The organism is Porphyromonas pogonae (genome assembly GCF_036320655.1).
GTDB lineage: Bacteria > Bacteroidota > Bacteroidia > Bacteroidales > Porphyromonadaceae > Porphyromonas > Porphyromonas pogonae.
In genome coordinates this window covers 1,729,102-1,748,739 of record NZ_CP143258.1, presented here as the reverse complement: position 1 = coordinate 1,748,739, position 19,638 = coordinate 1,729,102, and the positions used below count along the sequence as shown (strand labels likewise).

Annotated in this window: 14 protein-coding genes; 9 read left to right on the top strand and 5 right to left on the bottom strand. The window is 38.6% G+C overall.

Features of this window, described 5'->3' with window-relative positions:
• The first annotated feature begins 74 nt into the window (after positions 1–74).
• Positions 75–959 carry an ACP S-malonyltransferase gene (fabD, locus tag VYJ22_RS06860; protein WP_329903159.1) on the top strand — a complete coding sequence of 295 codons (885 nt, stop codon included), beginning with the start codon at positions 75–77 and terminating at the stop codon, positions 957–959.
• A 420-nt stretch (positions 960–1,379) separates the two neighbouring features.
• Here the strand turns inward: fabD and megL are convergent, their stop codons facing one another.
• From megL to VYJ22_RS06845, 3 genes are all read right to left on the bottom strand, one after another.
• Complete coding sequence (gene megL, locus VYJ22_RS06855; protein ID WP_329903157.1) at positions 1,380–2,579, bottom strand: methionine gamma-lyase; 1,200 nt, start codon at positions 2,577–2,579, stop codon at positions 1,380–1,382.
• Positions 2,580–2,670: 91 nt separating this feature from the next.
• Positions 2,671–2,985: a heavy metal-binding domain-containing protein gene (locus VYJ22_RS06850; protein WP_329903156.1), complete on the bottom strand. Its 315-nt coding sequence runs from the start codon at positions 2,983–2,985 to the stop codon at positions 2,671–2,673.
• Between the two features lie 303 nt (positions 2,986–3,288).
• Entirely contained in the window at positions 3,289–4,497 is a 1,209-nt protein-coding gene (locus VYJ22_RS06845; protein ID WP_329903155.1) for a uracil-xanthine permease family protein, read from the bottom strand.
• A gap of 611 nt (positions 4,498–5,108) precedes the next feature.
• Between VYJ22_RS06845 and rpsA the strand changes: the two genes are divergently transcribed.
• On the top strand, positions 5,109–6,896 hold the full coding sequence (gene rpsA / locus VYJ22_RS06840) for a 30S ribosomal protein S1 (RefSeq protein WP_329903153.1): 1,788 nt from the start codon (positions 5,109–5,111) through the stop codon (positions 6,894–6,896).
• Positions 6,897–7,753: 857 nt separating this feature from the next.
• On the top strand, positions 7,754–9,061 hold the full coding sequence (locus VYJ22_RS06835) for an IS5 family transposase (RefSeq protein ID WP_329903152.1): 1,308 nt from the start codon (positions 7,754–7,756) through the stop codon (positions 9,059–9,061).
• A gap of 697 nt (positions 9,062–9,758) precedes the next feature.
• Here VYJ22_RS06835 and VYJ22_RS06830 read toward each other — a convergent pair.
• Together VYJ22_RS06830 and VYJ22_RS06825 are read right to left on the bottom strand one after the other, a co-directional pair.
• A complete protein-coding gene (locus VYJ22_RS06830; protein ID WP_329903151.1) occupies positions 9,759–11,135 on the bottom strand; it encodes a tryptophanase in 1,377 nt (458 codons plus the stop codon).
• Between the two features lie 309 nt (positions 11,136–11,444).
• Positions 11,445–12,689, bottom strand: a complete 1,245-nt coding sequence (locus tag VYJ22_RS06825; protein ID WP_329903150.1) for a peptide-N-glycosidase F-related protein — start codon at positions 12,687–12,689, stop codon at positions 11,445–11,447.
• 458 nt (positions 12,690–13,147) lie between these two features.
• Here VYJ22_RS06825 and VYJ22_RS06820 point away from each other — a divergent pair, with 458 nt between their 5' ends.
• From VYJ22_RS06820 to nadD, 6 genes are all read left to right on the top strand, one after another.
• A complete protein-coding gene (locus VYJ22_RS06820) occupies positions 13,148–13,630 on the top strand; it encodes a cytidine deaminase (protein ID WP_329903148.1) in 483 nt (160 codons plus the stop codon).
• Positions 13,631–13,862: 232 nt separating this feature from the next.
• Complete coding sequence (locus tag VYJ22_RS06815; RefSeq protein WP_329903147.1) at positions 13,863–16,556, top strand: glycoside hydrolase family 3 N-terminal domain-containing protein; 2,694 nt, start codon at positions 13,863–13,865, stop codon at positions 16,554–16,556.
• A complete protein-coding gene (locus tag VYJ22_RS06810) occupies positions 16,553–16,687 on the top strand; it encodes a hypothetical protein (RefSeq protein ID WP_329905588.1) in 135 nt (44 codons plus the stop codon). Before VYJ22_RS06815 ends, VYJ22_RS06810 begins: the two co-directional genes overlap by 4 nt.
• Before the next feature lie 315 nt (positions 16,688–17,002).
• Complete coding sequence (locus VYJ22_RS06805) at positions 17,003–17,779, top strand: hypothetical protein (protein WP_329903146.1); 777 nt, start codon at positions 17,003–17,005, stop codon at positions 17,777–17,779.
• A gap of 62 nt (positions 17,780–17,841) precedes the next feature.
• Positions 17,842–19,020, top strand: coding sequence for a nicotinate phosphoribosyltransferase (gene pncB / locus VYJ22_RS06800; RefSeq protein WP_329903145.1), 1,179 nt, complete (start codon positions 17,842–17,844; stop codon positions 19,018–19,020).
• On the top strand, positions 19,021–19,632 hold the full coding sequence (nadD, locus tag VYJ22_RS06795) for a nicotinate (nicotinamide) nucleotide adenylyltransferase (protein WP_329903144.1): 612 nt from the start codon (positions 19,021–19,023) through the stop codon (positions 19,630–19,632).
• Positions 19,633–19,638 lie beyond the last annotated feature (6 nt).

The window sequence follows — 19,638 nt, the reverse complement described above, 5'->3', positions numbered from 1 at the left end:
AACAAGTAAAGTTATACACGCCCCTACTATATGTCACTTAGTTGGGGCATGTATAACTAACGAATATTAGATTTATGAAAAAAGCTTATGTTTTTCCAGGGCAAGGAGCCCAATTTGTTGGAATGGGTAAAGAGTTGTATGACACTTGCCCCCAAGCAAAAGAACTATTTGACAAAGCCAATGACATCCTCGGATTCAAAATAACCGATATCATCTTCGGAGGTACGGAAGAAGAGCTTAAACAAACCAAAGTTACTCAACCGGCTGTATTCCTGCACTCCGTAATCAAAGCTATCTCTTTGGGTGAAGAATTCAAACCTGATATGGTAGCAGGTCACTCTTTGGGAGAATTCTCTGCATTGGTTGCAGCTAAGGCTATGACTTTTGAGGATGGACTGAAGCTTGTCTCAAAAAGAGCATTGGCCATGCAGAAAGCATGCGAGAACCAGCCCTCAACCATGGCTGCCATTATAGGGCTACCCGATGATACAATCAAAGATATTATCAACAGTATTACAGATGAAACAGTAGTGGCGGCAAACTTCAATTGCCCCGGTCAGATTGTTATATCCGGAACTATAGCCGGTGTCGACAAAGCATGCGAACTTCTGAAAGAAGCAGGTGCTAAGCGCGCACTCAAACTCAATGTAGGTGGAGCATTCCATTCTCCATTGATGGAACCGGCACGTGAAGAGTTGGCAAAGGCTATCGAAGAAACCAAGTTCTCAGAACCTATCTGCCCTATCTATCAGAACTATGTAGCACAGGCTGTAACAAATCCTGAAGAAATAAAGAAAAACCTTATTGCTCAGCTCACAGCTCCCGTAAGATGGACTGAAAGTGTCGAGCAAATGGTAGCTGACGGTGCTGATACGTTTATAGAAGTAGGCCCCGGCAATGTATTACAGGGCTTAGTTAAGAAGATTGCTAAAGACGTTACTACCGAAGGTCGCCAATAAGGCTTTTGACTCATAACAAACCCAGCATCCTTGTAAGAATGAAGGCATATATATATCAGCCTTCTCTTACAAGGATATTTTATTAACAAAACACCATTATCCAGCCCTATTTCAAATTAGGAGAAAAGAAAAACTCTGGATACTGTTTCCCAAAAAGTATGTGAGGCTCAAGAATGTTATCTTAGATTTTTCAATGAAAAAAGAGTAGCAGTAATGAGACTTACACAGATACAATTTAAGGAAATTATCTCGAATTTAATGACTTCTTGGCAAGGGATAAAACGTTTGATGGAATTGTAAAATCGCAGAGATTCATTCGCTTATACACTTTTGGGGATACTACAAAGTCATAGAATAAAATATAGCTGGTCATTTACCTCATATTATATGATTGGATTTAAAAGATAAGGCCCAATTTATTTATACTAATCTATCTAAAGCCTGCTTCAGATCGTCAATAATATCCTGAGCATCTTCTATCCCGACTGAAAGCCTTACAAGTCCTTCTGAAATATCAGAAGCAGCTAATTCCTCTTTATTGTAGGTCGAATGGGTCATACTGGCAGGATGCTGTATCAGGGTTTCTGTATCCCCCAAACTTACAGCCAATGAACATAAATAAACATTATTCATAAGTTTAATACCGGCATCATGACCACCTTTAATCTCAAATGCAATCATAGCGCCCGGCAATGACATCTGTTTTTTTGCCAATTCGTATTGAGGAAAACTCTTCAGTCCCGGATAATAAACCTGAGTAACAGCAGGGTGTTTTTCCAAAAACTCAGCTACTTTCTGAGCATTTTCGCAATGACGATCCATACGTATGTGGAGGGTTTTAAGCCCTCTATTAATCAAATAAGCATCAAACGGACTCATATTTGCACCGGTTAGGTCTTTTATTCCCAACATTTTGACTTCTTTGATATATTCTGCATCTCCTATAACAAATCCGGCGATGACATCACCATGTCCATTGATATATTTTGTAGCAGAGTGTACTACGATGTCAGCACCAAACTTCAAGGGGCGACAAATATAGGGAGAGCAATAAGTATTGTCCACCATTAGTTTAACCCCCTCTTGAGCATGAGCTATTTTTGCCACACCTTCTATGTCTGTGATATACATATTGGGATTGGCAGGTGTTTCTACATAGACCAATTTAGTATTGGGTTGCATGGCATTCTTTACTTCATCAAGATTGCGCATATCCACAAAAGTAACATCTACCCCATAGCGACTAAGTCCATGCTTGAGGAAGGAAAAAGTACATCCATATAGAGTTTTTCCTGCTACAATATGATCTCCTTTTTGAACACATACCCAAATAGCAGAAGCTATAGCACCAATACCGGAAGCGGCACTTGCACAAGCTTCTCCCCCTTCCAACATTGCCAAACGATCTTCTACCATTGTACAACTGGGATTTCCCAATCTTGTATAAATGTATCCGCTTTCTTCTCCGGCAAAACGTCTCCCACCTTGTTCTGCAGAATCAAATATAAAAGTTGAAGTCTGATAAATAGGAGCAGCCAATGATCCATACTCATTGGGCATGGCTCCTGCATGAACGGTTTTTGTAGCAAATCCACATTTGCTAATTTTTTCTTTTTCCATTATAGTATTGATTTATGAAATGATTATTAAAGCAACATTTGCCTCTCGATAAGAAAAGTATTGAAATAAGATTAAGGTAAGAGAGCTATCACTAAACAACCCTTACTGCAGTTCCTGATATGGTGACCATGAGCATAGAGCCATTGAGAGTCTCGTAGTCCAGATCGATACCAACAATGGCGTTAGCCCCTAGTGCCATTGCTCTTTGCTGGATGTCTCTCATCGCATCTTGCTGAGCTTCCCGTAAAACGCTTTCATAGCTCGCTGATCTTCCTCCGACAATATCTCTGATACCGGCAAAAAAGTCTTTGACAATATTAGCTCCGATAATGGCTTCTCCGGTGACTATACCAAGATATGTATCAATAGTATGTCCTTCAATGGTAGGTGTGGTAGTTGTAATCATAGTAGTTTCTATATTAATTCAATTGTATTTCCAGATATTTTAATCCATATAGTATCACCTATACAGAGATGCATAGACAAAATTAAACATGTCTTTTATTCAAGACATCAGTAGGTCATTCGGTCACCCTAATTTTAAATGATTTGCGATTGACTAAAAGTGTCCGGATACAAATATAAAAATAAAGTAAAATCAATGATACACTTTGGCTCGATTTCAGATAAAAAAGTTGTGCCCATATATTGCTTTTGATGTTTAATAGCAGTATATGGACACAAAAATAAAGAAGGCAAATAGAAAAGCCTAAATTTCGACTTGAGTATTTTCCGTCTTATCTCGTGGTATTATGAGATTCAATGCAACTCCTATCAATGCAGAAAGCCCTATACCCGAAAGTGAAAAATCGCCACATTGAAGAACAGCCCCACCTATACCAAAAGTCAGTGTCAAAGATATTATCACAATGTTGCGAGTCGAATGCATATTGACTTTGCTATGCATCAATGTATTAATGCCAGCACAAGCAATGGTTCCGAACAACAGCAACATAATCCCACCCAAAACAGCAGAAGGAATCGATTTAAGTAAAGCACTCACCTTACCGATTACAGAAAATATAATAGCAGTGATAGCAGCAATCCTCAAAACTTGCGGATTAGTCACTTTGGTAAGAGACATCGCACCTGTAACCTCGGAATAAGTAGTAACGGGAGGCCCTCCCAAGAAACCGGCAACGAGACAAGCTAAACCATCTCCCAAAAGAGTTCTATGAAGCCCGGGGTCTTTTACAAAATTCTTACCTGCTACGGCATTCACCACATATACATCACCCACATGCTCTATTACAGGAGCTATAGCTACAGGAATCATAAACAAGATGGGTTCCCATGAAAAAGTAGGAGTAACGAATTGAGGAAGACTAAACCACATTGCCTCTCTCACACCTGACAGATCAATGTTATAAAAAAGAATGCCGGTAACATATCCAACGATAATACCAGCAAAAATAGGAATCAATTTCAAAAGGCCTTTGGCTCTCATCGTAACAAAAACTGCGGTAAGTAATGATACCATAGCTAATACCCAGTTTTCCTTAGCCATATTAACCCCGGCTCCCGCCAAAGACAATCCGATCAAAATAATTACCGGTCCTATTACAACAGGAGGGAATAATCTATCAATAACTTTGATGCCCTGCCATCTGACCAAGGCACTTACTATAAAATAAACAACAGAAACTCCCACAATTCCCGCCAAGGCTCCTGTGAGGCCATATAACTCAGTGGCTTTGATGATAGGTGCTATAAAGGCAAAACTACTGCCAAGGAAAATAGGGACTTTACCTTTAGTTACCAAATGAAAAATCAATGTACCGATGCCGGCAGTAAACAAAGCGGTAGAGGGGTCTAGACCGACCAATAAAGGAACTAGAACAGTTGCTCCGAAAGCAACAAAAAGGTATTGAACTCCCACAATACCTCTACGAATGGGTGTAAGGTTGTTTGTATCCATAAATATTTTTGTGTGTGCATATCATATGTAAAAACATGACTGACAATGAAGTCAGTTGCTCAAGTGAACCTACACAAAAGATCTTGAGATGCCCAGCAAAACAAAGCCTACAATACGTCTATGCACAAAATTTGTCAAAGATACTAAGATTCCCTGTTTTATCCATATTTAAGGACCTATTTTATTTACAAATTGTAGTTCCACTCATATTTCTATTGTATTTTTCTCAGACGAGACCGTTGCATAGCAGGCCAATTGCTTCGTTGCTTGCGAGATTCGCGCTTGGTCATTTACCGGGAGTAAACTCCCTGTGCACTCACTCTTAGCGCCTTGCACTTTACCCTCTCTGCCCGGTCAAAGTGTCTTTTGTCGGCTTTGCCTCCAAAATCCATGAGACTGTTGACTTTTGCAGCAGTCTCCAGACTTAAATGTTCATCTTTGAGTAAAAATGTTTTCAATGTATATTTTTCTAAAACCAAATCAATTGATTTTCAAAGATTTTACATGAAAAATATAGTTTTGTTTAAAAGAAATAGCTATCTTTGCACCGGTTTTTTAGAAATATATCAATATAATGTCTAATCAATTAACTACAATTTTTAATTAACAGAATGGATAACTTAAAGAACATTCAGCCCATTGCAGATTTTAACTGGGATGAATTCGAATCAGGCAAAAGTGTAACTGATGCAAGCCGTCAAGAGCAAGAAGTTGCTTATGACAACACCCTAAATGCAATCAAAGAAAAAGACGTTGCTATGGGTACCGTAACCAAAATTGGTAAACGTGAAATTTTGGTTAATGTTGGATTCAAAAGCGAAGGAGCAATCCCTGCTTCAGAATTCCGCTACAATCCTGACCTCAAAGTAGGCGATGAGGTTGAAGTGTTTATAGAAACACAAGAAGACAAAAAAGGACAATTAGTTCTTTCACACCGCAAGGCTCGTGCTTCACGCTCATGGGAACGTGTAAACGAAGCTCTTGAAAATGACGAAATCATCAAGGGTTATGTGAAATGCCGCACTAAGGGTGGTATGATCGTAGATGTATTCGGTATCGAAGCATTCTTGCCCGGTTCTCAAATCGACGTACGCCCTATCCGTGATTATGATGCGTTCGTTGACAAAACTATGGAATTCAAGATTGTTAAAATCAATCAAGAATATAAAAACGTTGTTGTTTCTCACAAAGTTCTTATCGAAGCTGAGCTTGAACAACAAAAGAAAGAAATCATCAGCAAACTCGAAAAAGGTCAGGTACTCGAAGGTACCGTCAAGAACATCACTTCTTACGGTGTATTTATCGACCTTGGTGGCGTAGATGGTTTGATACACATTACAGACCTTTCTTGGGGTCGCGTAGCTCATCCGAGCGAAGTAGTAGAGCTTGACCAAAAACTCAACGTGGTTATCCTAGAATTCGATGATCAAAAGAAACGTATAGCTCTTGGGTTGAAACAACTTATGCCTCACCCATGGGATTCTCTTGATGCCGACCTCAAGGTTGGTGACAAGGTAAAAGGTAAAGTTGTGGTTATGGCAGACTACGGAGCATTTGTTGAAATCGCTCCGGGCGTTGAAGGTCTTATCCACGTTTCTGAAATGTCTTGGACACAACACCTCCGTAGCGCTCAAGACTTCCTTCATGTAGGTGATGAAGTTGAAGCTGTAATTCTCACTCTCGACCGTGATGAGCGTAAGATGAGCCTCGGTCTCAAGCAACTCAAAGATGATCCATGGGAAGGTATTGAAGAAAGATTCCCTATTGGCTCTAAGCACAAAGCTCGCGTCCGCAACTTCACAAACTTTGGTGTTTTTGTTGAAATCGAAGAAGGTGTTGACGGTCTTGTACACATCTCAGACCTTTCTTGGACTAAGAAAATCAAACACCCTAGCGAATTCACTGAAGTAGGGGCTGAAATGGATGTTCAGGTTCTTGAGATTGACAAAGAAAACCGTCGCTTGAGCTTAGGACACAAACAGCTAGAAGAAAATCCTTGGGATGTATTCGAAACTATCTTCAAAGTTGGTAGCATCCACGAAGGTACTATCATCGAGCTTATGGACAAAGGAGCAGTAGTTTCATTACCTTATGGCGTTGAAGGTTTTGCTACCCCTAAACATCTTGTAAAAGAAGATGGTTCACAGGCTACTCAAGAAGAAAAACTTCAGTTCAAAGTGATCGAATTCAACAAGGAAGCTAAGCGTATCATCGTATCGCACAGCCGAGTATTCGAAGATGAGCAAAAATCTGCACAGCAAGCTGAAGAAAAAGCAGAAAAGGCTGAATCAAAGCGTAGCAACAATGCTGTAGCTGCAAGCAATGCTTCAAACAACGAAAAGGCCACTCTTGGTGACCTTGACGAATTGGCTGCTTTGAAAGAAAAACTTTCTGAATAAAACCTCTTCAGATTGAGTTCATAGAAATCTCAATCACTAAAAATCAAAATGGCTGCATGATCTCATGTAGCCATTTTTGTTTTCAAATATCTTCTAAATCATAAATGATAATGTATAAGATAGCTAATAAATAAAATCCAATAAATTTACTCAATCATAGTATTTATACGCATTAGGTTAATCCTTATTAAAGTGTAAGTCCCCACCCTTTTTCTCATGTAGTGTATAGAATTTAGTGCTTTCAATTATACTAAACTATTAAACACAATTTCTATTTCTGATAATCTGACGAACGTGGCATGATGATGAAAATTAATCACTACTCCATTTTTCATGTGATTGAGATAAAATAAATCAGCCTCCACCTATTGACAAAGGGGTGTGCAATGTTGTATCTTTGTCTCAATAACATTAATTTCTTAAACTACACCAATGAGAGCTTGGATAAATAATATACCTCAAACGAATGCAGGTAATAACTTATTTACCGACATGTACTACATGCTTAACATCCTTTTTGAGTTTACATTTTATCAGATTGGAATAATGAGGATAAAATATCAAATTGTCAGAGTGTAAGAAAACACTATTAGTTATCATAATAAAGCCGTAAATAGATGTTTATATCTCTTTACGGCTTTGTCATTTCATATTATTAAAAGGCTTATTTCTTAGTTGTGTTGCATTATTTTTCTAACTACACTGTACTATTTTCCTAACTAGGTTGTACTATTTTGTTAGTTAGTCGCCCCTTAAAATCGCGTTTATTTTCTGATATACAGTGAATTACATTCTTATACTCTTTGATAAATCTGCAAGTTTTTGTATCTTTGGATGTAGAAACTTGCAGATTTTTTATGATACGCCCTACTCAAACAGTTCAATCTCTATTCTCTTCGCTGGACGATTTGCTTAACCAGCAACATCCTCTGTATAAACTTTCCCATAAAATCGATTGGAAAAGGTTCGAAGAGGATTTTTCTTCCTTGTATTGCCCTGACAATGGTCGTCCCGGTAAGCCTATTCGTTTAATGTGTGGTCTTTTAATTCTGAAGCATTTGCGCAATATTTCAGATGAATCTGTTGTAGAACAATGGAGTGAGAACGCTTATTTTCAATATTTTTGTGGCATGCAGGAGTTTACTCCTTCCTTTCCCTGCAATGCCTCGGAACTGGTTCACTTCCGCAAACGTATCGGCGAAAGAGGGATAGAGCTTATTCTTGCAGAAAGTATTCGTGTGAATGATGACAAAAATGAGAAGGATCACCACGATACCGCTTTTATAGACTCCACCGTGCAGGAAAAGAATGTGACTTATCCTACAGATGCCAAGTTGCATAAGAAGATAGTAGGCAAGGTTCTCAAAATCGTAAGGGCTCTCAATCTACCCATTCGTCAAAGCTATACTTTCGTATTGAAAAGAATTTATCGGGATCAACGTTTTCGCAACCATCCCAAGAACCGTAAGAAAGCTCTTAAAGCGGATAAACGGTTACGAACAATAGCGGGACGTTTGGTTCGGGAACTTAAACGAAACCTGGGTAATAACAGGGAGTACGACAAACTCATTTCCCTCTTTGAAAGGATTCTTTCGCAACGGCGTAATTCCACTCAAAAGATTTATTCTATTCATGAACCGGATGTTCAATGCATCAGTAAAGGTAAGGAGCACAAAAAATATGAGTTTGGAAACAAAGTCTCGATTATACGCTCCATGACGGGAGTGATTTTGGGAGCCTCTTCTTTCCGTAATGAGTATGACGGACATACCATAGAGCAAAGCCTCGATCAGGTGAAGAGACTCACGGGAGAAAGGATTAAGAAATTGGCCGGAGATAGAGGTTACCGTGGGAAAAAAGAAATAAACGGTACGCAAATATTGATTCCTGACACTCCAAAAGCTAAAGACAGTTATTATCAACGTAAAAAGAAGCATCGACTTTTCTGCAAGCGTGCAGGAATAGAACCAACTATCGGACATTTGAAGTCAGATTATCGCTTAGGACGTAACTTTTACAAAGGGCTCTTCGGGGATGCTATCAATGTAATGTTAGCTGCAGCGGCATATAACTTCAAAAGAGCCATGAAGCTTCTTTTGTACCTAATAAACAAAATCAGCGAAACACTCCCAATGGAGAGGATTGCGCTGAAATGTGCTTTTTAAGGGACGACTAGTTAGAAAACAGAAAAAGTGTAACTAAGAAAATAGTACAACCTAGTTAGAAAAATATTAAGAGCTTACTAGCTTTATATGGGGTGAAATGAGAATAATAACAAATACCCTTCTATTTTACAAAATGACAATAATTATCGACAAGTTACACCATTTATATATTATTAAATGAAAAATGACTGCAATATGACAACGACAAAAACTTTTCATTATGTCAGATTACACTTCCTCAAAAGTTATAAAAACCAGGCAATTGTAAGAGACACCGATTTTTGCAATCAATTCTCGATATCACTTTTAGGATTAAAAGAGAACCATGATGTATTCAAGGGTATAAAAGAAGAAAGGCTGACTTCCTGTTAAAGAAAGAAGCCTTTCGATCATTAAGCATAAATACTGTCCGTCGCTCTCATAAGAAGAGACTGTTGCAAAAGTCAACAGTCTCATGGATTTTGGAGGCAAAGCCGACAAAAGACACTTTGACCGGGCAGAGAAGGTAAAGTGCAAGGCGCTAAGAGTGAGTGCACAGGGAGTTTACTTCAGGTAAATGACCTAGCGCGAATCTCGCAAGCAACGAAGCAATTTGCCTACTATGCAACGGTCTCAAGAAACTTTTACGCAATAGTCACAGATAAATAAATCCAATAGCTTTCTACTAAAAATTGGAGAAAGGTTAGATACTCTGCTATCAGATCTTCTCGAGTTCTATAGTAAAGTGTCGCATCACCGGAGATTCGTAAGTAATACGATAACCATGTGTAATACTTTCACGACGATCATACACATTCTTTACTGCGGCAGCAACCACATCCATATGATTATTGGTATATGTACGTCTCGGAATTGCCAGACGAAGCAACTCAAGACGTGGATAACGATTTTCCCGGGTTTCAGGGTCTCTATCAGCAAGTATAGACCCGATCTCTACCCCACGCACACCGGCTTCGAGGTAAAGCTCCACGCCCAATGTTTGAGCTATAAATTCCTCTTTGGGTACATGCGTAAGAATTTGTTTTGCATCCAAGAATATAGCATGTCCACCGGCAGGACGTTGATAAGGAATGCCATATTCGTCCAATTTTTGACCTAAATACTCCACTTGTTTGATTCGGGTTTCAAGCATATCAAAATCTGTTCCTTCATCAAGGCCTTGAGCTAATGCATTCATGTCTCGTCCGCTCATTCCTCCATAAGTAATAAAGCCTTCATTCATGATGCAAAACATCTGACATTTTTTCCATAGATCAGGATCTTTAAAGGCTACAAAACCTCCCATATTCACAATAGCATCCTTCTTACTGGACATGGTCATCATATCACCATACGAGAATATTTCTTTGACTATCTCTTTGATTGTCTTGTCAGCATAACCGGGTTCACGTGTTTTGATAAAATAGGCGTTTTCGGCAAAACGAGCTGAATCAAGCAACAATCTGATACCGTATTTATGGCACAACTCTGATGTCTCTCTGATATTCTTCATAGAAACAGGTTGCCCTCCTGCGGTATTATTGGTTATAGTGAGTACTACACAGGGTATTTTTTCTTTGGGCGTTTCTTTCAGTATTTTTTCCAATTTTTTTAGGTCCATTTCACCCTTGAACGGAATCTCAAGCTGAGTATCCGCAGCCTCATCAATAGTACAATCAGGCGCCAGAGCTTTACGGAACTCAATGTGACCTTTTGTGGTGTCAAAATGTGAATTACCGGGTATAATATCTCCTTCCTTTATAATTGTAGAGAACAAAACATTCTCAGCTGCCCGTCCTTGGTGGGTAGGTAAAAAGTAATCAAAACCCAAAATATTTTTGATCGCATCTTTCATCTTATAGTATGAGCGAGCTCCGGCGTAGCTTTCATCACCCAGCATCATTTCAGACCATTGTTTGTCGCTCATCGCACCAGTACCGGAATCTGTGAGTAAATCAATAAATACATTATCGCTTTTCAGCATAAAAAGGTTGTACTTAGCATCTTTGATCCATTGTTCACGCTCTTCACGTGTACTTTTACGAATAGGCTCAACCATCTTGATACGGTAAGCCTCGGAAAAAGGTAGTTTCATGTTTTAGTATTTTTGATTAGTTAGTTACTTATCAATGTTCATCACGGTTAAGCTCGGTAATTATACACCGATCCAACGGCTTAAATATACTAAATATTTAGCAACTCCTTTGATTTTTGTATATGATGTCATCATATTGATTCTTTATATTATCAGAATACTCATCTAGTGTCCATGGACTGTCATTCTTTTAGCCAGGAGATAAGAAATAAAGGAAGCACAATTCATATCATTCTGACAAAAGATTGCATAAAAAGATGGGGCTTTCCGAATATTCGAAAAGCCCCATCCATCTCTACTTATGCTTTATTATTCCCAAGTTATCCATGCGGAAATTAACCAATGATTAAGTGCATTATCTTTTGCCGGTTGAGCTTGAGGGATAGCAATTTTAAGGATATTAGAAGTCTTGCTTATTTTCCCTAAAGGAATTGTTACAGGACTAACATCACTCCCGGGACACCAGTTGGATCGAGACAAGTCTGAAGAGGCTATCGGCTCTTCTACAACTTTCTCGACACGCTTTCCTTCGTCTGAGATATAGGCTACATTCCTCTTTTTGAGCCATACACCTGTAGAGGGATTATAACGACGAAAAGAAGCGCAATCATTTCTCCAAGGAATAAAATTGTAAATTTCATTCCCATTCAATGATATGATGTTTCTGCGCTGTACAAATTCATCCCCACCTTCATGTCCGCCATGTCCTGATGTTATATAATGAAGTCTTACATTTTTTGCATTTATGGGGATTGTAAAAGGTATTTCTACGGATTTGCGAGCAAAAAGATCAGGAATGGACTGACCGGGGTAATATACGGTATTGATCAGTGACTTGAGATACGTTTTTTTCTGATGATCCGATTTTATATTACTTTGAGAGATCATAAGCTCCACTGATATTTTATACCCCTTTTCTGTCCATGTATCTATGAATGTACCAACATAGACTTCACCTCTAAGCAGGGGTAAACGATCAGTTATTTCCTGATTCCACTCCATATAGGGAGCAAATCCATCAATATAAACAGGAGTTCTCTTTTCAGCCAAGAGACTGTCTTTTGGAGTAAAAGCCCCTACACCGAAAGGAGTCATAAAACGCATGAGTTCGACTACAGGTTCAAATCCTTTTCCGGGAACAATCCCCACAAATTTTTCAAGTTTATTGCTATCAATTATAGGATATTTGCCAGTGTTCTGAATTACCTTGATCATATTGATATCAGAGGTCGTGGGTAATACAAAACATGAGCCTGACTTATCCCACGGATCACCATTGGATTGCAATTTGATCTTGATATAAACTTTGGAGTCTCTCTTGAAATAAGGAATATTTATTTTCTTGAGCACTACCCTGCCATTGCCAAGGTAAACGACACCGTCTTTGAGTGCATATGCCTCAGGATGTATTTTAGGATTGAACACAATAGGTTGTTCTTTGAATATACTATTACGATAGACGGTGTCATATCTTGCTCCATAGGCAATGGGGCTAAAGATAAGAAAACAGATAGTAAGAGATAGGACTCTTGATAAAAATTGAGAAATACGCATTTGATGATATAGTTAATAGATTACAGACATCAAAGATACTCAAAGCACGGAAAAAATTCAGAGATTATCAGACCGATCATACCTGATTATTACAATAGAGATCGACCTCTAAATATAGATACGAACCAATAATGGAGGCTTTTAGGCAAAAACGATGTTCTTGTCCTGCAAACATTATCAGTTTTTTTAATAGACCATAAGAGACCGTTGCATAACAGGCCAATTGCTTCGTTGCTTGCGAGATTCGCGCTTGGTCATTTACCTGAAGTAAACTCCCTGTGCACTCACTCTTAGCGCCTTGCACTTTACCCTCTCTGTCCGGTCAAAGTGTCTTTTGTCGGCTTTGCCTCCAAAATCCACAAGACTGTTGACTTTTGCAACAGTCTCCATAAAGCATGTATTATGATTTGAATTAACGGATAATATGCCTTATCTTTAAGTTCGATAACATTCAAAGCATGAAAAGATCATCTATAGAAATTCCATATAAGATTGTTCGGAAAAATGAATTTTCCGATATTGAAAAGAAATTAGAAGACACGGCTATTAGTTTTGCTCTCAAAGCCCACGCTCCCTATAGCAGATTTAAGGTAGGAGCTGCCGTATTACTTGATAATGGCATCATTGTAGGCGGATCCAATCAAGAAAACGCCGCATATCCTTCAGGCACGTGCGCTGAACGCACTGCTCTCTTCTATGCAGGAGCAAAATATCCTGATAATTCTGTGGAGAAACTTTTGATTGTAGCCTTTAGCGGAGGCCAAAGGGTTCCCTTCATCTCACCTTGCGGTTCATGTCGTCAAGTGATGATGGAAACAGCTACAAGATTTCATCCTTTTGAGGTTCTCCTTTGTGGAGAAGAACAAGCAGTAATAATAGAAGACAATAAAACATTGTTACCTTTTGGGTTTGACGGTAGCGATTTGCCGGATATGAAATAATGTTCAAGCATATCAAAAGCTTCTGTCCCATAGGATTAATGTAGAGGTTTTCTCATTTAATTCACTCTATACCGTGTAGTCCATATCCGGTATAGGATCGTATTTTACAATGAACAAGCTGAGGAAATACATTTTTTACGCACTTATTGCACTATTGAGTATGTTGTATATACATGCTCAGCATAATAATACCCTTCCCTCAAATTTATTCAAAAAAGTCAATTCATCAGAGATGAATCGATGGGTAAATAGAACCATGCAAGGCATGACATTAGAGGAAAAGGTGGGTCAACTGATAATGCCTGTTGTAAACCCGTCAGATAGACCTGAATCAATCAGACTCATCAGAAATAAGATAGCCAAAGAGCATTGGGGAGGTATATTATTTCAGAAAGGATATTTAGAAACTCAGAAGACCATGTCTGATGAGTTACAACGGACAAGTAATATCCCTTTGCTGGTATCGCTGGATGGCGAGTGGGGACTCAATATGAGGCTCAAAGATGCACCAAGATATCCTAGAAATATGGCGTTATCCAACATCGTTGACAATAGCCTCATTTATCAATATGGCAGAGAAGTAGCACGACAATGCCGTATTATGGACATATTTATCAATTTTGCACCGGTACTGGATGTCAATAACAATCCCCAGAATCCCGTAATAGGTACACGTAGTTTTGGTAGTGATCCCATGATAGTCTCATGCAAAGCCATTGCTTATGCCAAAGGGCTCGAAGATGGTGGCGTATTGGCTGTAGGTAAGCATTTCCCGGGGCATGGCAATACGTCCGAAGATTCTCATAAGACTTTGCCAAGCGTATCAGCATCTCGGTCGTCATTAGAAAAGACAGAGTTGTTACCTTTCAGAGAGTATATCCGCTCAGGCTTAGGGGGCATCATGGTAGGGCATCTCAGAGTACCTGCATTAGAGCCTGAGCCTATTCCATCCTCATTGAGTTATAGGATTACTACAGACTTACTCAAAAACAAAATGGGTTTCAAGGGACTTGTTTTTACTGACGGTTTGGAGATGAGAGGAGTCCAATCCTCTTCCAAAAATCCTATATCCGTAAGGGCTCTTGCTGCCGGTAATGATATTTTGCTGGGACCTATTAGTCCATCAAAAGCTCTACAAGAAGTCGTGGATGCTGTCAAGACAGGTGTGCTGAGTGAATCCCTGATCAATGCTAAATGCAAAAAGGTATTGGAATACAAATACAGACTAATCATGGATGCCAAATCGGCTGAGCCTACACTACCGGACGATGTAAAAAATCAGATTTATACTCCTGCTTCCATCGCCCTCTGCCAGAAACTTTGGCGCAATAGCCTATTGGTTCGTAAAAACACTGATAACACTATTGAAAAACTTCGTGAGGGTAAATACAAATCCATAGCTGTATTAAACATAGGCAACCAAGGCTCTTTATTTGAGAATATGGTAAGTAAATATGGTACAGTAACACACATGGTACTGCCTGCCAATAGTGCAGAAGTTACAAAAATAGAACAAAAGCTGTCATCCTATGATATGGTAATCGTGAATCAGTACAACACTTCTACTAAAGCGGTACCACTAATAAGCCGATTGACAAAAAAGACACCTGTAATCCTCAACCTATTTACTTCACCGTACTATTGGGATCGAAATAGCTCATCCTTCTCGAATAGTAAAGCTGTACTCATAGCTTACGAATATTGTAAAGAATCTGTAGATGCCGTAGTTTACAGACTTTTTGGTACAGATGGCAAACAAAGCGTAAAACTCCCTACAATGCCTAATACCCTCTCAAAGCACATTATTAATCCTATTTCACTAAGTGCTATAGACCGATTGGCTAAGGAGGGCATTCAAAAAGGAGCTTACCCGGGATGCCAAATTGTGGTAATCAGTAAAGACAATATTATATACAATAAAAGCTTTGGTACACTCACAGGATCAGCAGGAGCACCTGCTGTGAATAATAAAACGCTGTACGATCTCGCATCTGTTACAAAAGCCATAGCCACAACACCTGCTGTGATGTTACTTATAGCACAGCACAAAATAAGTCTTAATACCAAGCTGGGTGATCATGTATACAGGTTTGCTGATACCCCTTTAGAGAACATAACAGTAAAAGAGTTATTGCTGCATCAGGCGGGACTTACACCTTCTATCAACTTCTATACGGATCTGATAGATTCATCAAGTTATTCAGGAGCACTTATCCGTTACAAACCATTCCGTGAAGGTATAAAAATAGGACGCAATGCATGGGGAAACCCATCATTTGATTGGGATGCATTATGGGTTTCTTCTAAACGTTCCAAGGAATATCCATATACTTTTGCCCCCGGAATATTCCTGAAAAATGGTTTCAAGGATAAGATGCTTGATAGAATTGCCTTTACACCCCTAAGGGGTCGAGGCAGCTATAAATACAGCGACATTGGCTTTTTACTTCTACAACACATTGTAGAGAATTCAACAGATATGTCTTTAGATGATTTTATTCAAAAAAACATCTATTCACCAATGGGTGTACACTTATACTTTAATCCTCTTGAAAAAGGAATCAAAAAAGAGACAATCGCTCCATCACATAAAGACAATTTTCTGCGCAAACGAATAGTACAAGGAACTGTAGATGATGAGACTGCTGCATGTATGGGAGGTATAGCCGGTAATGCCGGCTTGTTTGGTTCAGCGGAAGAACTAGCCAAAATACTCATGTTGTATATGAATAATGGAATATATGAAGGTAAACAGATCATCCCTTCCAAAATATTCAAACAATTTATTAGCAATACGGGGGTACACGGATATAGATGTTTAGGATTTGACAAGCCTCGTTTTACAGGAGCGAGTTTGGCTGCTTCTGATGCCTCTCAGCATCATCTTACGGACACACAGGCTTTACAGGAACATGTTTCTGGATAGACCCTGATAAACAAATCGGCTTTATCTTCCTTTCCAACAGAACATATCCATCACGCCTCAATACCTTACTTATTACAAATAATATCAGGCAACAAATACATCAAGCAATATATAATGCTCTATCTTACTGATTTATTGCAAGTAGCATTATTGTTTTTTTATATACATATTATGGTAATTAGCCTGATTAGAAACTGAACATATTGCAATCACTAAAGAATTACCTTAGGCTAAGACACCAGTATACTTGCCAAAAACGCAAAAATAAAAGCCAAAGAAAAACATGCTAGTGTACATTAAGCTATAAATACCGGGCAGATTAAAAGGATACAAAAGAACTGTGCAACTAAACAAATTCTCATTTGTTTCAATAAAAGTGAAATATGCGCGAAGATTGATATTGTAAAAATGGTGTCAAATGTGCGAAAACTTTATCTTTGCAAATTATGAACAAACTGAATAATAAAATAAATCAGATACCGTCATTTTCAGATGAAATGCTTTCACGCATTCATCAGTTGGATGAGCCTATTCCTCTTGTTCTGCAAAATGAATATTTCCACAACTCAGCACAACTCAAAGCTGCTAAATTCGCTATGGATGACGAAGAGATCATGTATGCCGAAGAAACTCTATTTGACCCCGATGTACCTGAAGACATCAAGAAGTTATACCTTTCCCGTATAGCATCCGGAGTAAGAATAGAAGCTCTGAGGCTTATTGAAAAATTTCTTGCCTCAAATATACTTTCGCAGTCATTACGCCAATGGGCTCTCATGGCTGAGATGGAAGCAAAGATAGGTGTAATATCAGAGATTATGGATGAAAAGCAAATAGCTCTTACTACAGGTCTTGGTGGTCACAATGGTATGATGCGTATGATGGGACTTGTATTCCATAAAAATATTCTGGACTTTGAAGTATATCAAGAAAACTTACTTAGAAAAGAATTTGAATTAGCAATCTCACAGAATAAAGGAGAAATAGAGATGTATGAATGCAAGGGTCATTATTGTTTATTCAAATTTTTGATGCCTTTTAGTGCCCCTATAGCCAATGTGTTTGAAGACTACATAAACAAATGCAACCAAATAGGTGATTTTCTTAGTCCAAAATATTATATAACCAATACGGAGATTATAAGTGAAGAAAGGGCAAAGCGATTGATCGAAAAATATAACCAAACCTCAACAACCGAATCAGATAACAAACAGGGGGATTGAACTAAGGCTTTATATCAAAAATCCACCTCAATTTTAAGTTTACACCTCTAAAAAACATCACAATGGGCATTATTAAAAGCATATTAGATACAGACTTATATAAGTTTACTACAAGTTACGCATATGCCAAACTTTTTCCGCGAGCATACGGACAATTTAAATTTATTGACCGAGGCAACGAGAGTTACCCTGAAGGTTTTGTTGAAAAACTGAGAGAAGAAATTCAGTTTATGTCTGACTTAGCTCTCACTGACAGTGAAGCTATTTTTCTGAGAAAAGAGCTACCTTATCTCCCCCCCATATATATTGACTTTCTCAAAGGTTTCCGTTTCAATCCTGAAGAAATAAAGGTGGAGATAGACAGTGACAACCATCTGTCTATTCTTGCGGAAGGGCTCCTATATAGAGTAACACTATGGGAAACACCATTACTTGCTCTTGTGAGTGAACTGTATTATAAAATAAAAGGTATCAAACCTAATATGGACTATGCCCGAGAGGCTCTTGACCTGAAGATTGATCTATTCAAGGAGAATGATATCAGGTTCTCATTCTTCGGGATGAGACGAAGATTTAGTTTTGATATTGAAGATTGGGTTACGGAAAGACTCAAACAACGTGGAGAAGAGTGCTTTTTCGGTACAAGTAATGTGTATCTGGCTTATAAACACAACATCAAGGTATCCGGTACTCATCCGCATGAGTGGATACAGTTTCACGGCGCCATGTTTGGATATAAAATGGCCAATTATATGTCCATGGAAAATTGGATCAATGTTTATGATGGTGATCTGGGAACAGTGCTTACGGACACTTACACCACAGACGTATTTATGCGCAATTTCAGCAAAAAGCATGCAATGCTTTTTACCAGCCTAAGGCACGATAGTGGAGACCCCTACACTTTTATAGATAAGGCAATCAATAGATATCAAGAACTAAAGGTAGATCCACAAATAAAATATATCATTTTTTCTGATGGTCTGGATACGGAAAAGGCAATAGAAATCAAAAGGAGTTGTCAAGGCCGCATTGGAGCAGGCTTCGGCATCGGAACCAATCTCTCCAATGACGTAGGTGATCATGTAAAACCCATGAATATTGTAATGAAGCTATGGAAGTGCAAAATGACCGAAAAAGATAAATGGCACAAATGCATTAAACTGAGCGATGTGCAGGGTAAACATACCGGTGACCCCGAAGAAATATTTTTAGCCCAAAAAACTTTGGAGCTTATCTAAATGATAAAGAAAGAAAAAAACGGAAGTCGCAAGATAGGACTATACTTCGGATCGTTCAATCCCCTGCATATAGGACATATGGCTTTGGCTAATTACACTGTCGAGCAATATGGCTTTGATGAAATATGGTTAGTGCTTAGCCCACTTAATCCGCATAAAAACAAATCGGATCAATTGGATTTCGATTTCCGATCACGCCTCATCATCGATACATTTCAAGGTAATCCACGTTATAAATTGTGTTGTATAGAGGCCTATTTACCTCATCCCCATTATACAGTGAATACTGTCAGAGCCTTGCATATGTTATATCCGGGTGATCATTTCAGCCTTATTATAGGTGCTGACAATTGGTCTAAAATTGAACTATGGCATGCTTATGAAGTTTTACTCAATCTTCTACCTATTTACATTTATCCCAGAAACGGATATGATTTTAAAGAAAGGAATATCAGTGGTAAATTTGTATACATGAGTGAGGCCCCTTTACTGGAAATATCTTCCACAATGATACGGCAGGCTATTGCTCAAGGCAAAGACTTCAGGTTTTGGATCAATGATCCTTACAAATGGGAGGAACTGGTGAATGAGTATAATAAACTAAAATTGTAATATTCC

Excerpts from the sequence above, each read along its gene's own strand:
- fabD (WP_329903159.1), top strand. The coding sequence starts at position 75 with ATGAAAAAAGCTTATGTTTTTCCAGGGCAAGGAGCCCAATTTGTTGGA.
- megL (WP_329903157.1), bottom strand. The coding sequence starts at position 2,579 with ATGGAAAAAGAAAAAATTAGCAAATGTGGATTTGCTACAAAAACCGTT.
- VYJ22_RS06850 (WP_329903156.1), bottom strand. The coding sequence starts at position 2,985 with ATGATTACAACTACCACACCTACCATTGAAGGACATACTATTGATACA.
- VYJ22_RS06845 (WP_329903155.1), bottom strand. The coding sequence starts at position 4,497 with ATGGATACAAACAACCTTACACCCATTCGTAGAGGTATTGTGGGAGTT.
- rpsA (WP_329903153.1), top strand. The coding sequence starts at position 5,109 with ATGGATAACTTAAAGAACATTCAGCCCATTGCAGATTTTAACTGGGAT.
- VYJ22_RS06835 (WP_329903152.1), top strand. The coding sequence starts at position 7,754 with ATGATACGCCCTACTCAAACAGTTCAATCTCTATTCTCTTCGCTGGAC.
- VYJ22_RS06830 (WP_329903151.1), bottom strand. The coding sequence starts at position 11,135 with ATGAAACTACCTTTTTCCGAGGCTTACCGTATCAAGATGGTTGAGCCT.
- VYJ22_RS06825 (WP_329903150.1), bottom strand. The coding sequence starts at position 12,689 with ATGCGTATTTCTCAATTTTTATCAAGAGTCCTATCTCTTACTATCTGT.
- VYJ22_RS06820 (WP_329903148.1), top strand. The coding sequence starts at position 13,148 with ATGAAAAGATCATCTATAGAAATTCCATATAAGATTGTTCGGAAAAAT.
- VYJ22_RS06815 (WP_329903147.1), top strand. The coding sequence starts at position 13,863 with ATGAATCGATGGGTAAATAGAACCATGCAAGGCATGACATTAGAGGAA.
- VYJ22_RS06805 (WP_329903146.1), top strand. The coding sequence starts at position 17,003 with ATGAACAAACTGAATAATAAAATAAATCAGATACCGTCATTTTCAGAT.
- pncB (WP_329903145.1), top strand. The coding sequence starts at position 17,842 with ATGGGCATTATTAAAAGCATATTAGATACAGACTTATATAAGTTTACT.
- nadD (WP_329903144.1), top strand. The coding sequence starts at position 19,021 with ATGATAAAGAAAGAAAAAAACGGAAGTCGCAAGATAGGACTATACTTC.